This is a genomic window from Natrialba sp. INN-245 (genome assembly GCF_009807105.1).
In the GTDB taxonomy this organism is placed as follows: Archaea; Halobacteriota; Halobacteria; order Halobacteriales; family Natrialbaceae; genus Natrarchaeobius; species Natrarchaeobius swarupiae.
The window spans coordinates 394,240-408,571 of the sequence record NZ_WUBV01000063.1; the positions used below are offsets into that span (position 1 = coordinate 394,240).

Consider the following 14,332-nt stretch of genomic DNA (forward strand, 5'->3'; position numbering starts at 1 on the left):
TAAAAACATCACATCAACGACAGTCCACCTGCCTCGACGCTCAGCGACCGTCCTCGGTCGGGTCGTACTGAACGGCGTCGCCGTCGACCGCCGGCGCACCGAGTGCGATCACCTCGACCGCAGTCTCGGCGTCGTCGGGGTTGTACGCTCGGTGGGGCGCTCCCGGCTGCGCCGCGAACGTCGCCCCCGCTGGAACCGTAAACTCCCCCTCGGGTGTCTCTACGTGGAGAACGCCCGACTGGACGACGAACGCCTCCTCCTGGATCTCGTGGTAGTGGTAGGCGAGCGGGATCTGTTCGCCCGGCTCCGCACGAAAGAAGTTGACCGCGAGTTGCTCGAGACCCGCGGGTTCGCTCAGCTGCCGGCAGTCACACGGTCGGTCGTCTTCGGGCTCGAGGCCCTCCGGGTCGACGACGGCATAGTCCATGCATGGCATTCACTCTCGGTGTGCAAAAAACGGCGTGTCACCCGTCTCGAGTCGACCTGCACAGCGCCGGCTCAGGTCGTTCGGAACGCCCGGTCGCCGGCGTCGCCAAGTCCGGGGACGATAAACCCGTCCTCGTCGAGGTAGTCGTCGATCGAGACCGTAAGCAGGTCGGCCTCGGGAACCGACTCGGAGACCCGGAGCAGTCCGTCGGGTGCTGAGACCGCCGAGAGAACGATCAGGTTCTCCGGCTCGGCGGAGTTCTCGACGACGTGATCGAGCACCGTACACATCGTACTGCCCGTCGCGAGCATCGGATCGGCGACGATCACCGTGTCCTCCTCGTGGATCTCGGGGAGTTTGACGTAGTCGACGGTGATCGGGAACGAGCCGTCCTCCGCTCGGCCGGCTTCCTCGTCGCGGCTCGCGCTGATGACGCCCTGTCGTGCGCGAGGGAACGCCTTCAACAGCCCCTCGACGAACGGCGTCGCGGCGCGCAACACGTTGATGATGACGACGTCGTCGAGTCCGCGGACGCGCTCGCCCATCGTCGGCTCAAGGGGCGTCTCGATCTCGACGTACTCGGTTTCCATTCGACCATCGATGATCTCGTAGCCACAGATTCGCCCGAGTTTGACGAGCCCCTTTCGGAAGCTGACCTGTTCTGTTTCGACGTCTCGGATGCGTGAGAGCGTGTCTTTCGCCAGTCCGTGCGTAATGAGATACGCGTTCTCCCGGTTCTCGATCGGCATACTCGTACAGGCTGTCGCCGGATAGTTCACGTTATCGATCGGCATCCGTCAGCGAAGAAGTTTATACCGATCCACACCGTACGGATCGGCCAGCCGAATGGAAGAGAGCATCTCGGGATTCAAGATTCGCGGTGATTGGGGCGACGTCGTCGAACACGGCGAACGCATCACGCAGGCGCTCCGGGAACACAGCGTCGACGATCCCGGCTGCGGCGGCGAGGCTCATCTGGCCCGTGCGTTCGAGGAGTGGGACGAGTGGCGGCCGAAAGCCCACGAAACCCTGGAAGCAGACGTCAGCGAGAAGACAGCCGATCAGGCGAGCGTCGAGGAAGGAAAGGGCGAGAAAGCCGGCAAAGGGCCCGACGAGGACATCAAGACCGCCGGCGAGAAACTCTCGGAGTCCTACGAGCAACTCGAGGAGGACGACCCCGACGCGGCGGTCGACAACTGGAAGCAGTCGATCGACTACGTCGCGCGGGCGGCCGACTCCGCGGGCCGGAAGGCGCTGCGGCGAGTCGAGGACACCGTCTACCAGAACGTGATGACACAGCTCGCACCGTACTACTTCGACAACGAACTCGTCAGTGCGAACATCCAGCAGTCGACGCGAAACGGCGACGCCGGGGAACAGTTCGTCTTCGAAGTCAACGTCAACGACGACGAGCTCAAAGAGAAGGTCTCGGATCGCCTCGCCGAGTACGACGACGAGATCGACCGCTGGCACGTCGAAGTCGAGAAAGATACCGACGCCGCCGAAGCGATCGAGGGCGCCGAACCGCCGCCGGAACCGGAGGACAACTCGCGGTCGACGACGAACTGAGTTCGGTCCCGCCCGACGAGGTGCCGTTCGCTTCGGCGAGTACAGGTCGGCACACACTTGTAGGACCCGCCAGTAGGAACTCCGTAGATGGTCGAGATCGCGACGATCGCGACGTTTCTGGTCGCTGCGCTGGCCAGCCTGTTTATGGCGTGGGCGATCGGTGCTGGCTCGAGCGGCTCCACCCCGTTCGCGCCGGCGGTCGGGGCGAACGCGATCTCGGTGATGCGTGCGGGCTTTCTCGTTGGTATTCTCGGGTTCGCCGGTGCGGTGTTACAGGGTGCGAACGTCTCCGAAGCGGTGGGGACGGAGCTGATCGGCGGCGTGACGCTGTCGCCGATGGCGGCGACGATCGCGCTGGTGATCGCGGCCGTCCTCGTCGCGATCGGCGTCTTCGCGGGGTATCCGATAGCGACGGCGTTTACGGTGACTGGGGCGGTCGTCGGCGTCGGTCTCGCGATGGGAGGCGATCCGGCCTGGCCGAAGTACGCCGAGATCGCCACGCTGTGGATTCTGACGCCGTTCGTCGGCGGCGGACTCGCCTACGGTATCGCCAGAACGCTTCGGGCCGAACCGATCTCGGAGCAGTATCTCATCGTCGTTCTCGCTGCGCTCGTCGGCGTACTCGTCGCGAACATCGAGTTCGCCGTCCTCGGCCCAGCCGACGGCGGCGCATCGATCGCACAGGCAACCGGCGGCTGGCTTCCCGGACCGGCGTTCGTCGGGGTCGTCACCGCGACGACCGTGATGGCGGCGATCTGGGGGGGAGCGGTCGCGATCGATCTCGAGAACGGAGTCGAACGGGGCGAGCGACACTTCCTGTTGATACTGGGCGGGCTGGTCGCCTTCTCTGCAGGCGGCAGCCAGGTTGGGCTGGCGATCGGTCCGCTGATTCCGTTGTCGGGCGACGTCGGAGTCTCCCTGCTCGCCCTGTTGTTCGGCGGCGGCTTCGGGCTCTTACTGGGGTCGTGGACCGGTGCGCCCCGGATGATCAAGGCGATCTCGCAGGACTACTCCTCGCTCGGCCCCCGCCGGTCGATCGCGGCACTCATCCCCTCGTTTATTATCGCACAGACCGCCGTCCTCTTTGGCATCCCCGTTTCGTTTAACGAGATCATCGTCAGTTCGATCATCGGCAGCGGCTACGCCGCGGCGGGCGGCAGCGGCGTCAGCGCGCGCAAGATGGGGTATACGGTGCTCGCGTGGGTGCTCTCGCTGGCCGGCTCGATCGTCATCTCCTTCGTCGGCTATCTGGCGTTCGCGACGCTGCTGTTCTGATGCGCCGCTGATTTCCCTCACGAACCACCGCAACACACATCCGACGGCTGTCAGTACGCTCCGTATGGACTCGAGTGAGTTCCTGCGATTCCTCACGGCGACCATCGCGCTGTGTGCGGTGGCGCTCGTGATCACGACGGCCGTGACCCCTCCCGATCCGTTCTCGCTGATCGGCGTCGCAGTTCCGCTGGTGGTGTTCTCCCCAGTCGTCTCGTACGTACTCGTTTACCGGGTCGGTTTGGGCCGACTCGAGTCGGGTGCCTGATCGGTTCCTCGAGGACGTTCGCTCGAGCGGTCGGACGAGGGGACATCGAACGGTCTTTACCCGATCGAACCCGAGAACGGGTATGGGAGCGGACGCGACCGGAAATTCGAACGATCCGAACACGATCCAGTGGCGACGCGACGGCTCGACGTCGACGGCCGTTCGACTCTGCTGGTCGCTCGGCGTCGGCACGTTCTTCGCGGCAATCTCGATCGTCGCGCTCTGGCGAGTGTACGATTTCGCCGGACAGGCCTGGCCCCAACTCCAGCCGATCATCCTCGCTCTCCTCGGCGCACTCGCCGCCACGGTCCTCGCGATTGCGGTCGTCAAGGACTCGACGGGGCGTGCGGTGGACGCCGCCGTCGGGACGGTCGTCATGGCGGGGATCATCGTCGCGTTAATGCTGGCCGGCAGAGTCGCGGAAGGCAGCGCCGCGTTGGGACCACTCGGTGCCAGTCCGTTCACCGCTATGGCGACGCTGCTGATGCCGTTCGCGTTCGTCGCGCTCGTGCTCTCCTCGTTTCTTCGGTCGGCCGGTGCCGTCGACCGGGATGCGGAGACGCTGTATCTCTCCGACCCCGACCTGGCGATCGACCTCGAGACGATCGATCGCGTCTCCGTCTGGGAGGTCGGCGGCGTGACCGTCCTCAACCTGCGGTACGCACAGCCGGGTGGGGAGTACGTTCCGGGACCACGGCATCTCGTCGTACCGCCGACGATTGCCGCGGAGATCGAAGCGGCCGTCGACTCGAGTCGGTGATCCGCGGTCGGATTTATAAGCGGCAAAAGACCTATCGCCCCGACGGACATCCGTCCCGATATGGACGACGGAATTGCCATCGACTTCGGTGAGACCGGGCTCGTGCCTGCCGTCGCACAGGACGCCGAGACCGGCGAGGTGTTGATGCTCGCCTACGTCTCCCCCGAGGCGCTCGAGCGAACCCGCGAGACGGGGCGAGCGCACTACTACTCGCGGAGCCGCGAGGAGCTGTGGGAGAAAGGGAAGACGAGCGGTCACGTCCAGGCGATCCGCGAGGTCCGCGTGGACTGTGACGCCGATACCCTCCTCTACGTCGTCGACCAGGAAGGCGGCGCGTGTCACACCGGCCACCGCTCGTGTTTCTACCGGACGATCGAGGGAGAGAACGTCGGCGAGCAGGTGTTCGATCCGGACGCGGTGTACGAGAGCTAGCCCATGAGCGAACGCGCCCACTCACCCGGTTCGAACGCGAGCGACGGTGACCGGGACGGGTCGACGCCGCTTGCGGAACTCGAGGCGGCCCGCGAGCGGTTCGACCGGATCGAGCGCGAGATCGACGACCACGGCAGCCGGGGAGTCGAGGACGCGACCGACGCAGTCGAGGACGCAGCCGACGCCTACCGGACCGCGACGGATCTGCTCGAGACGTACGTGGATCGGGCGACCGGCACCGGGCGTGAGAACTTCAAAGCATACGTCCAACTCGAGGGCCAGTTTGCCACGCTCGTCGATAGGTTACCCGACGATCTCGAGGGACGCAGCGCCTTCGAGGACGCACTCGAGGCGATCGACAAGCGCCGGCTGAGCGAGTCGGACTTCGAGCGGGCACACGCCGCCCTCGAGCCCGCCTCCCGGTACGCCGAACTGGTCGACGATCGCGAGCACGCACGCGAGGCGCTGGACGAGGCCCGAACGGAAGCGAGCAAGCGACTCCGGGAGATCGACGACGAGATCGACGAGCACGAACGGTTACTCGAGCTATCGACGGCCGACCTCGACGCCCCGGTCGACCGTCTACGGGAGCCGATCGACCGCTACAACGAGGCGATTCGCGACGCCTTCGTCGAGTACCGCCTCGAGGCCTCCGCTCGCGAGGTGTTCGCCCTCCTCGAGCGAAGCCGGTGGTACCCGTTCGTCGGGTACGAGCGACCGCCCGCGGATCTACGGGAGTACGTCGCGGAGAGCCCCGACGGCGAGTACACGATTCCCGAGTTACTCGAGTACGCCGACTACTCGCGGTCGAAACTCTCTCACTACGTCGAGGACGCCGACGTCCTCAAACGACGGGTCGCGACCCAGCAGACCTACCTCGACGGGATCGACGCCGAGGCGCTGACTATCGAGTGGCCACCGGACGGGCCCGCGGTCTTGCGCCGGGCGACGCGAGAGATCCGTCCGTTCGCCGCCCGCGTCGCCGACGAGGAGACCGTCGCTGCGCTTCGATCCGTCCGACGACTCACCCACGACCCCGACTACGACCGGCTCCAGACCGCCGCCCAGGCGGTCGTCAGGCTCACCCCCGAGGAGCGCGAACGTCTCGCCGACGGTCGTATCGAGGACGAACTCGAGGCCTTGCGGACCGAACGGGAGAACCTCGAGGCGGCACTCGAGGTCGACGACCCCATCTAAGACGGGTTACTGTCCGTCAGCGCCGGCACACCCATCCGGGGGTCGCGGGTATGGCGCGACATCGCGATCGACCGAATCGACTCGAGTCGCTCGAGAACTCGGTCGTCGATCACCGAAACGCTGCGTACGGTTCCATCGAACGGACCACGAACGGACGGAAAGAACTACCGCCGGCAGAACGAACCGCGGCCGCGATCGGGCCGTCTATTTCGTGCTCTCGAGTGTCTCGTACATCCCATCGGCGAGTTCCGTCGCCCGGTCTTCCTCGCGGGCCTCGGCGTAGACCCGCACGAGCGGTTCGGTGCCGGAGGGACGGGCGAGCACCCACGCGTCGCCGTAGTCGAGTCGGTAGCCGTCGCGAGTGTTGAGTTCGGCGTCGGCACCCTTGGCGTGGTTCGCGGCGGCGTCCAGCATCGCGTCGCGTTCGGCGGTCGAACTGTAAGAGACGTTCCGACGGACGTTCGCGTAGCCGTCGTAGGGGGAGACGATTTCGCTGACCGGCCGCTCGGCGACGAGTTCGAGAAACCGCGCCGCCGTGAACGCGCCGTCCCGGGAGAGTCGGTACTCGGGGAAAAAGATGCCTCCGTTGCCCTCACCTGCGATCGGCACCCGCTCGCCCGTCGCCTCGAGTTCCCTGATTCGCGTGATGATGTTCGTCGAGCCGATCGGCGTCAACTCGAGTTCCGCGCCGACGTCGGTGACGACGTCGACGAGCCGCTGGGAGACGTTGACCGCCGAGACGGCCGTCTCGCCGGCCTCGAGTTCGGCCGCCGCCAGGGCGGCGAGAGTGGCATCACCCTGGACGTACTCGCCGTCTTCGTCGAAGAAGATCGCCCGGTCGGCGTCGCCGTCGTGAGCGATGCCGACGTCGGCGTCGGTCGCCCGGACGAGTCGCCCGAGGTCCTCGAGGTTGTCGACGACTGGCTCCGGATCGCGGCCGGGGAAGTGGCCGTCCGGCTGTCCGTTGACCGTGACGACCCGACAGCCCAGTTCGCGGAAGAACTCGGGGCTCGTCAGCGACCCCGCGCCGTGACCGGGGTCGAGTGCGACGGTCAACTCGGCGTCGGCGATCGACGCGCGGTCGACCGACGCGAGCAGTTCGTCGACGTAGTCGTCGGTGACGCCGTCGACGGTTCGGACGCGTCCCGTCTCGTCCCAAGGTGCGACTGCAAACCCCTCCGCCAGCAGCGTCTCTTCGATTCGCTCGAGGTCGGAAACGGCGAGTTCGACGCCGTCCGCGCCGACGAGTTTGATCCCGTTGTACTGCGGCGGGTTGTGCGAAGCAGTCACGACGATCACCGGCACGCTCTCTCGCTCGGCATAATACTGCGCGCCGGGCGTCGGGAGCGTCCCCAGTCGGTCGACGTCGGTTCCGGTGCTTGCGAGCCCGCTCGCGACCGCGTCGGCCAGCATCCGACCGGTGGAGCGCGTATCGCGCGCGATAGCCACCCGATCGACCCCCCAGGCCGTCCCCGCCGCTTTCGCGACGCGCAGGACGAACGCGGGCGTCAGCTCCTCGTTTGCGACACCCCGTGTCCCGCTCGAACCGAACACTTCCATCGATCCCTAGTCCGACGGGATCCCCCAAAGGGGTTCCGAAGCCGACAGGGGCGTACAGACGGAACGTTTTCGGCCCGCGACCGCGAGCATCCCGTATGGATTCGATCGAGGAGAAACGCGTCTTCGGCGACCGATCGGGCGCACTCGAGGTCTACGTCGCGAGTACGATCGGCGTCGTCCGCGTCCGCGTCGCCGGCGACACCGTCGGCGAGTTCGGTCTCTGTGAGCGCTGTGACACGCGAGACGTCGCCGCGACCGCCGACTCGGTCGCGATCGCGACCGACGAGGACGTCCGCGTCCTCGAGAGTGAAACCGACACGGACGACACCGGCGGCTCGGACGGGGGGTTCGTCGACACCGGGTTCGGTCCGGCGGTCGCCGTCGGCTCCGACGGGACGGCGCTGCTGGCCGCCGACGCCGAGGGAAGGGTCGCTCGCCGGAGCGTAGACGGCGCGTGGACGGATCTGACGGATGGACTCGACGCGACGGTCGAGGCGATCGACGGCGACTTCGTCGCGACCGCCGACGGCGTCTACCGCGCCCAGGACGGCAGACTCGCAGACGTCGGGTTGACCGACGCACGTGACGTCGACGCAGCCGGCACACCGCTCGTCGCGACCGGGACCGGCCTCTTTAGGCTCGGAAACGGCTGGATGACGGAGCTCGAGGGGGCGTTCGAAGCGGTCGCCGTGGCACCCGACGGTTCGCCGGCACACTCGAGGCGTGCGTACGCCGTCTCGACCGACGCCGTCTACGCGTTCGACGGCGAGGAGTGGGACGAAGTCGCTTCCCCCGATGGCCGGATCGTCGCCGTCGACTACGGCGAGACGGTCTACGCCGTCACCGAGGACGGAACGTTCCTCGCCGCGACGGACGACGCCGAAACGAACGGCTGGCGCGAGCACGTCCTCGGCGTTCGCGGCGTCGCAGGGCTCGCCGCCGTTTCGACTCGCTCGTCGGAGTGAGCGAACCGAAACCGCCCGATACGCTTCGGCCGAGCGAACGAGAGAGAACGGAAACCCGTTTTACCCCGCGCGCTGTGGATTCGAGTATGATCGTCAGTGGATCCGCGTCGCAGTCGCTTTCGGCGGCGCTCGCGCGGGAACTCGAGGAACCGCTCGCGCCCGTCGAGTACGACCGCTTTCCCGACGGCGAACTGTTCACGACCGTCCCCGGGATCGAGGAGCGGACGCGAGCGATCGTCGTCGCCTCGACCGTCTCGAGCGACGCCCACCTCGAGTTGTTGCTCTTACAGGACGCCGTTCGCGAGGCCGGCGTCGACGAGGTCGTCACGATCCTGCCGTACATGGGGTACGGCCGACAGGACGAGGCGTTCGAGTCGGGCGAGCCGGTCTCCGCCCGGGCGGTCGCTCGCGCGATCTCGACCGGTGCGGATCGCGTGCTGACCGTCAACCCCCACGAGCGAGCGATCTGTCAGTTCTTCGAGCCGACGGCAATCGCGGTCGACGCGGCCGGACGGCTCGCCGATCCGCTCCCGACCGATCTCGTCGATCCAGTTTTCCTCTCGCCCGACGCGGGAGCGATCTCCCTCGCGGAGACCGTCCGGGACGCCTACGGCGGCGGTGAGACGGACTACTTCGAGAAGACCCGACACTCCGGCACCGAGGTCGAAATTTCGCCGAGCGACGTCGACGTCACCGACCGGGACGTCGTGGTCGCCGACGACATCATCGCGACCGGAACGACAATGAGCGAGGCCGTCGCCGTCCTCCGCGAGCGCGGCGTCGGCCGCGTCTTCGTCACCTGCGTCCACCCCCTTTTGGCACAAAACGCGTACGCGAAGCTCTCTCGAGCGGGCGTCGAGGCGATATACGGGACGGATACCATCGAGCGAGAAGCCAGCGCGGTCTCGGTCGCACCGGAGCTGGCGACACGCCTGTAGCGTCAGATCTCCCACCCCCGTTTCACTGTCGTCGATCTCGCATGGAAAAATGTCACACTGTTAAGTGACATCGATACCCTGATCTACGTAGGATCGAGTCGACACCCCCGATCGACCGCGACGATCGAACGCAGCAGTCGCAGACAGATGCACGGAATCGTCCACAAGACGCTGAAGGAGTACGTCGTCGAACGGACGGACGAGGCCTCCTGGAACGCCATCGTCGAGCGTGCGGGCCTCGAGCCGTCGCTTTACCTGCCGGTCTCTCACTACGACGACGCCGAGTTCGAGGCGATCCTCGAGACGCTGTCGGCCGTCGCCGTCCAGGAGCGCGCGCAGATCGAACGTTCCTTCGGCCGGCTGCTCGCCCCCGCCCTCCTGTCGACGTTCAGCGCCCACGTTCGGTCCGGCTGGGCGCTTTCGGACCTGCTCGAACACCTCGAGTCGATCACGAACGCCGTCGACGACGCCGCCGAGGAGACGTCGGTTCCCGATCTCTCGATGCGACGCGACGGCGACGACCTCCTCGTGACGTATCGCTCCCCGCGCTGGTATCCCGACGTCGCTTACGGCGTTCTGGAGGGCGTCGTCGGCGAGTTCGACGGTGATGCAACGGTCGCACTCGAGGACCGGGACGGCGCGGAGGGTGTCTGTACGTTTCGGGTTCGACTCGAGTGACGGATCTGGTACCGAACCGGTGTTAGCGTGATCGACCGCACTCTCGGCCCGTGGCGGCCACGATCACGGCGACGACGAGCGCGACGAGCGCCGCGCTCACCCCGAAGCCGGGGATCGAATCGACCTCGAGGGCCGTCGACGATCCTTCGGAGACGGTCGCGGTCGTCGAGACGTCGCCGATCGCGATCTCGTAGCGGCCCTCGTCGTCGAAACTGAGTTCGGTCTCGAGGGTCTCGGTCTCGCCGGGTTCGACGCCGACCAGGTGGCGGTCGACGACGCCGTCGTACGTCCGAACCTCGAGGACCGCGGCCGCGGGCCGGTCGTCCCCGCTCTCGGCGGTCGCCGTCATCGTCACCGTCTCGCCGGGTTCGACCGTCTCGGGGTCGACCGAGAGATCCGAGACGACGACGCTCGAGGACGGACGCACGAGGGCGGTCAGCCGTTCGGAGCCGACCCGAAGGTCGTACGTGCCAGCCTCCGTCGGCGTCCAGGTGAGGCGCTCGGTCGTTTCCTCTCCCGCGGCGAGCGTCGACTGCCTGTAGTCTGCGACCTCGCCGTCGACCGCGAGGGTCGCATCGGACGTTCCGTCCCGGTCGCCGTCGTTTTCGACCGCGACGGGGACGACTACGGGTTCGTCTACCGGCACCGCGGTCGTGTCGCCGTCACCGTACTCGGTGGCCCACGGTTCGCCAGCCACCTCGATCGGTTCGTCGTCGAATCCGTAGGCGAACGTTGCCCCCTCGAGGCCGAAGGCGTCGCCGTGGTCGTCCTGGCTCCACATCGTCGGCGTCTCGGACGTCCGCGTATATTGCTCGGCGACCGACCGCGTCTCGGAACCACCCGCGTCCTCGAGCAACGCGAGGAACTCGGTCTCGGTCAGCGCCCCTTCGTGGGCGTTCATCAGCCGGAAGACGTCGACGAGCGTGCGGTCGCCGTCGGTCTCGAGGCGAAGCGTTCGATCGATCTCGCCGTAGACGAGTCGGCCCTTCACGTAGTCCGTTCGGTCGTCCGCCCAGGAGTCGGGATCGACGAGGACGCCGTCGGCGTACGGCGACCGTTCGCCGGCCTCGAGGTGGCGACTGAACTCGTCGAACTCGATCGATCCCCGTTCGAACGAGAGGAGACCGGCGTAGTACTCCGCCTGGGCCTCGACTAGCCACTCGGTTCCCGTGGGAACGTCCGAGTCGACCCCGTCGTAGCCCTGGCGAACGTGAACGTACTCGTGAAGCCAGACGTTCCCCGGGTCATCGAGTGAGGCGTCGGCGACGACCCAGGCGTCGCCCTCGCCGTACTGGAGGCCCTCGGGCCCCCAGTCGACGTCGGTCGGGACGGCGACGACGAACGTCTCCTCGCTTACAGCCCCGACGTCGAGTCGCTGGCTCGCGTACGCGAGCGTCTCGAGAACGTCGGCCGGATCCTCCTCGAGATCCGCCGCCTCGGGGACGATCACCCTGATCGTCTCTCCGCGGAACTCCGTCCGGTGTTCGACGACCTCGCCGAAAAAGGCGATATCGCCGCCGGTCGCACCCGGACCGTCGACAGTCACCGTCTCGTCGTGGCCGACGGACTCCGTCTGCCGAAGCGTGATGTCGATGCCGGGGACCTGGACGATCCCCCACTCGCCGGTGTCGACGAAGCTGTAGCCGTCCGCAGCTCCCGCCCGGTCGTGCATCCGTGGCTCGTCGGCTGCGTGGTGGCCGACGTCACCCGTCCGGTTCGCCGGCATCGTAAACCGCACGACCGGTTCGTCGGTCTCGCCCGTCCACCGAAGCGTGCCGTCGTCGGCTTCTTCGAAGCCGTCTGCCGTCTCGATCTCGGCCCGACTATCCAGGCCGATCTCGAGGTCGACGACGGGATCGGGTACCTGGAACCGTTTCTCGGTCTCGAACGTCCCCGGTTGCTCGGGGAGGTGTCGAAGGGTCGTCGTCCGATGGAGGACGTCCTCGGCGTCGCCACTCGAGGCGGCCGCGGCCTCGACGGTGTGCGATGGCGTGCTGTCCCCACCAGTGCCGAGGGCCACACCGGCGACACCGGCCGGGAGCGATCCCGCCAGCAACACGACGAACGCGAAGACGACGAACCGATGGGTCATCACAGACGCTAGGTCAGCCGATCGGCATGACTGTTGTGATATTCGAACACTCAGAATAATTGAACAGTCGTGGGCGTGAAACTGAGTCTCGAAACCGCCCGACACCAACCCCGATCGGACCGTCACGGACGGACTGCAACGCGTCTGTCCCGGTCGACCTCGAGGCGATCGACCGGCAATCGGTCATCGCAAACCGTCTCATACTGACTGCTGTAAGTCTGTACCGGGGCAACCGCGCCTCGCCTTGCGGTTGCTCCGGTGAATAGTTACAGCAATCCGTCTCAATCGTCGAACCCCGGATGGAACGCCTGGTAGAACTCCTCGTAACTGAGGAACTCGTCGACCCGGTCGTGAACCGAGTCGGTGTACTCCTCGACCTGTTCGACGACCGCTGGATCGGGGTCGTACTCGAGGTTCTCGTAGAACTCCGATTCGACTCCGAGCCCCTTCAAGACGAGATAGTACAGGTAGTAGTTGTTCAGGTCGGTTCCGGTCCGCGTCAGCGCCGCCCGCGTCTGGGGGGCACAGAATCCCGACGCCCGGTAGGTTTCGACCTGCTGGATCGGACCCGGGTTGACCTCGCGGGCGTCCTCCCAGAACGCCGTCGTCCCCGAATTGTACTTGTAGTAGAGGCTCACGAAGTCGTAAATCTCCTCCCAGGTCGCGAGCGTCGTCTCGTTGAACAGCTCCCGGAGCCCCTGGTGGTTGACCCGGCCGTGCATCCCGAGGAACGTCGCGAGCCGGTCGGCGAGCCTGGCCGACGTCGTCAGCGCCGTCGACTGGAGCGGTTCGACGAACCCGACCGCGTTCCCGACGGCGAGACAGTTCCCCTTCCAGGGCGACTCGAGGACGCCCGATTCGAAGCGATAGCGACGGATCTCGTCGGGGTCGATCTCTTCCGGTCGCGTCTCGAGGAACTCCACGACGGCGTCGTCGTCGGAGACGTGATCGGAGGAGTAGACGTATCCCAGGTCGCGAACGTCGACCGTATCGATCTGCCAGAACCAGCCCGCCTCGCCGCTGGTCACGATGGTCGCGGACTCGATGTCGGAAAGCGGGAGATCGGTGGTCACGACGACCGCCGAGTCGACCGGCAGATCGAACTCCCGCATCGGTACCTCGAGTTCGTCCATCAGCATCCGTCTGAACCCCGACGCGTCGATGTAGAGGTCGGCGTCGTAGCTCCCGTCGCTGCCTGCAACCCGTTCGATCCACCCGTCGGTAGCCGTCACCTCGTCGATCCGGTCGTTGATCAACTCGACGCCACGTTCCCCGCAGATCGTCCGGAGAAACCGGTTGAAGCTGTTCGAATTGAAGTGATAGGAGGCGTCTGGGAGTCCCTTCTGGATGTTGAAGACGTCCTGCTGATCGATGACCATCGGTGACTTCCCGACGGTCTCGGCGAGTTCGTTGTACACCGTCGTGTACTCGTCCTCCTGATACCGATAGTAGAACTCGTCGAACACCGGCTCGTTCTCGGCGCTCAGCCCTTCGTCCTGGACCGACGGATCGATCCAGTTGCCCGCCTCCTCCTGGCGGACCGTCGGAAGCGGTTTACCGAGCGGGCTGTGGAACTCCTGTCCACACCAGTCTTTCAGGTACACCGTCGTCTTGAACCCGAGTTTCACCTCCTCGACCAACCGGGTCGGCGTGATCTCGAGGCGGTCGTGGAGGAACGTCTGGAGGAACTGGAGGGTGCTCTTGCCGACCTCCGGGACGGTTTCGTCGAAGTCGTCGACGACGAAGATGTCGACTCCGTCGAGTCCCTTCTCGAGTGCGAGCGCCGTCATCAACCCGGCGTCCCCGCCTCCGACGACGCCGATCGACCCGATCTGCGTTCCGTCATAATCGTTTGCCATACTCTTGTGAGAGAATGAATGCCATGACGATCGTATAAACGCAACGAAAATTTCCCGGCGTCGTCGTGCTAACGAAACGTGACTGCTCTCTCCCGGCCCCACTCGAGTCGTGAGGGCTGCCTACCCGCACACGCACCGACGGGAAAACACAGCAGCAGAGAAAACGCCTCGCTGGATCAGTTCGACGCGTCGACAGCAGCCAGCGGCTCGACCGCGATCGCTGCATCCACCTTTTTCCGCTCGGGTCGCTCACAGAGCGACCACTCACGCAAAAATCTGGACCAAAAAACGGACCGGTCGGCGTCGCCTCCCGGT

The 14,332-nt window shown here is 66.1% G+C and carries 14 protein-coding genes; 9 read left to right on the forward strand and 5 right to left on the reverse strand.

Annotation, left to right across the window (positions count from 1 at the left end; genetic code table 11):
* Positions 1-40: 40 nt before the first annotated feature.
* Together GRS80_RS18505 and upp are read right to left on the reverse strand one after the other, a co-directional pair.
* The gene (locus tag GRS80_RS18505; protein ID WP_160048820.1) at positions 41-427 is read right to left on the reverse strand and encodes a cupin domain-containing protein; all 387 of its coding nucleotides are present in this window, start codon (positions 425-427) and stop codon (positions 41-43) included.
* A 71-nt stretch (positions 428-498) separates the two neighbouring features.
* Positions 499-1,176, reverse strand: coding sequence for a uracil phosphoribosyltransferase (upp, locus tag GRS80_RS18510; protein WP_160048821.1), 678 nt, complete (start codon positions 1,174-1,176; stop codon positions 499-501).
* A 97-nt stretch (positions 1,177-1,273) separates the two neighbouring features.
* Between upp and GRS80_RS18515 the strand changes: the two genes are divergently transcribed.
* The 6 genes from GRS80_RS18515 (at position 1,274) to GRS80_RS18540 (ending at position 5,925) form a co-directional block, all read left to right on the forward strand.
* Positions 1,274-1,996 (forward strand): DUF5828 family protein, encoded by a 723-nt coding sequence (locus tag GRS80_RS18515; RefSeq protein ID WP_160048822.1) that lies wholly within the window; start codon positions 1,274-1,276, stop codon positions 1,994-1,996.
* Positions 1,997-2,083: 87 nt separating this feature from the next.
* Entirely contained in the window at positions 2,084-3,271 is a 1,188-nt protein-coding gene (locus GRS80_RS18520; protein ID WP_160048823.1) for an inorganic phosphate transporter, read from the forward strand.
* 64 nt (positions 3,272-3,335) lie between these two features.
* Positions 3,336-3,536: a hypothetical protein gene (locus GRS80_RS18525; protein WP_160048824.1), complete on the forward strand. Its 201-nt coding sequence runs from the start codon at positions 3,336-3,338 to the stop codon at positions 3,534-3,536.
* Positions 3,537-3,618: 82 nt separating this feature from the next.
* Positions 3,619-4,296 carry a hypothetical protein gene (locus GRS80_RS18530; protein WP_160048825.1) on the forward strand — a complete coding sequence of 226 codons (678 nt, stop codon included), beginning with the start codon at positions 3,619-3,621 and terminating at the stop codon, positions 4,294-4,296.
* Between the two features lie 60 nt (positions 4,297-4,356).
* Positions 4,357-4,728 (forward strand): phosphoribosyl-AMP cyclohydrolase, encoded by a 372-nt coding sequence (gene hisI / locus GRS80_RS18535; RefSeq protein WP_160048826.1) that lies wholly within the window; start codon positions 4,357-4,359, stop codon positions 4,726-4,728.
* Positions 4,729-4,731: 3 nt separating this feature from the next.
* On the forward strand, positions 4,732-5,925 hold the full coding sequence (locus GRS80_RS18540; RefSeq protein ID WP_160048827.1) for a hypothetical protein: 1,194 nt from the start codon (positions 4,732-4,734) through the stop codon (positions 5,923-5,925).
* Positions 5,926-6,129: 204 nt separating this feature from the next.
* Here the strand turns inward: GRS80_RS18540 and glmM are convergent, their stop codons facing one another.
* On the reverse strand, positions 6,130-7,485 hold the full coding sequence (gene glmM, locus GRS80_RS18545) for a phosphoglucosamine mutase (RefSeq protein WP_160048828.1): 1,356 nt from the start codon (positions 7,483-7,485) through the stop codon (positions 6,130-6,132).
* Positions 7,486-7,580: 95 nt separating this feature from the next.
* Between glmM and GRS80_RS18550 the strand changes: the two genes are divergently transcribed.
* From GRS80_RS18550 to GRS80_RS18560, 3 genes are all read left to right on the forward strand, one after another.
* Positions 7,581-8,450, forward strand: coding sequence for a hypothetical protein (locus GRS80_RS18550; RefSeq protein ID WP_160048829.1), 870 nt, complete (start codon positions 7,581-7,583; stop codon positions 8,448-8,450).
* 86 nt (positions 8,451-8,536) lie between these two features.
* Positions 8,537-9,388, forward strand: coding sequence for a ribose-phosphate diphosphokinase (locus GRS80_RS18555; protein WP_160048830.1), 852 nt, complete (start codon positions 8,537-8,539; stop codon positions 9,386-9,388).
* Between the two features lie 147 nt (positions 9,389-9,535).
* A complete protein-coding gene (locus GRS80_RS18560) occupies positions 9,536-10,066 on the forward strand; it encodes a heme NO-binding domain-containing protein (RefSeq protein ID WP_160048831.1) in 531 nt (176 codons plus the stop codon).
* 22 nt (positions 10,067-10,088) lie between these two features.
* On the opposite strand, the gene GRS80_RS18565 is transcribed toward GRS80_RS18560, so the two are convergent.
* The gene (locus GRS80_RS18565) at positions 10,089-12,158 is read right to left on the reverse strand and encodes a CARDB domain-containing protein (protein WP_160048832.1); all 2,070 of its coding nucleotides are present in this window, start codon (positions 12,156-12,158) and stop codon (positions 10,089-10,091) included.
* Between the two features lie 281 nt (positions 12,159-12,439).
* The gene (locus GRS80_RS18570; protein ID WP_160048833.1) at positions 12,440-14,017 is read right to left on the reverse strand and encodes a tryptophan 7-halogenase; all 1,578 of its coding nucleotides are present in this window, start codon (positions 14,015-14,017) and stop codon (positions 12,440-12,442) included.
* Positions 14,018-14,332: the final 315 nt, after the last annotated feature.

What these genes read in the sequence shown, in the direction of transcription:
- GRS80_RS18505 (WP_160048820.1), bottom strand. Translation starts at nt 427, where the DNA reads ATGGACTATGCCGTCGTCGACCCGGAGGGCCTCGAGCCCGAAGACGAC.
- upp (WP_160048821.1), bottom strand. Translation starts at nt 1,176, where the DNA reads ATGCCGATCGAGAACCGGGAGAACGCGTATCTCATTACGCACGGACTG.
- GRS80_RS18555 (WP_160048830.1), top strand. Translation starts at nt 8,537, where the DNA reads ATGATCGTCAGTGGATCCGCGTCGCAGTCGCTTTCGGCGGCGCTCGCG.
- GRS80_RS18515 (WP_160048822.1), top strand. Translation starts at nt 1,274, where the DNA reads ATGGAAGAGAGCATCTCGGGATTCAAGATTCGCGGTGATTGGGGCGAC.
- GRS80_RS18525 (WP_160048824.1), top strand. Translation starts at nt 3,336, where the DNA reads ATGGACTCGAGTGAGTTCCTGCGATTCCTCACGGCGACCATCGCGCTG.
- GRS80_RS18560 (WP_160048831.1), top strand. Translation starts at nt 9,536, where the DNA reads ATGCACGGAATCGTCCACAAGACGCTGAAGGAGTACGTCGTCGAACGG.
- GRS80_RS18530 (WP_160048825.1), top strand. Translation starts at nt 3,619, where the DNA reads ATGGGAGCGGACGCGACCGGAAATTCGAACGATCCGAACACGATCCAG.
- GRS80_RS18550 (WP_160048829.1), top strand. Translation starts at nt 7,581, where the DNA reads ATGGATTCGATCGAGGAGAAACGCGTCTTCGGCGACCGATCGGGCGCA.
- GRS80_RS18520 (WP_160048823.1), top strand. Translation starts at nt 2,084, where the DNA reads ATGGTCGAGATCGCGACGATCGCGACGTTTCTGGTCGCTGCGCTGGCC.
- glmM (WP_160048828.1), bottom strand. Translation starts at nt 7,485, where the DNA reads ATGGAAGTGTTCGGTTCGAGCGGGACACGGGGTGTCGCAAACGAGGAG.
- GRS80_RS18570 (WP_160048833.1), bottom strand. Translation starts at nt 14,017, where the DNA reads ATGGCAAACGATTATGACGGAACGCAGATCGGGTCGATCGGCGTCGTC.
- hisI (WP_160048826.1), top strand. Translation starts at nt 4,357, where the DNA reads ATGGACGACGGAATTGCCATCGACTTCGGTGAGACCGGGCTCGTGCCT.
- GRS80_RS18565 (WP_160048832.1), bottom strand. Translation starts at nt 12,158, where the DNA reads ATGACCCATCGGTTCGTCGTCTTCGCGTTCGTCGTGTTGCTGGCGGGA.
- GRS80_RS18540 (WP_160048827.1), top strand. Translation starts at nt 4,732, where the DNA reads ATGAGCGAACGCGCCCACTCACCCGGTTCGAACGCGAGCGACGGTGAC.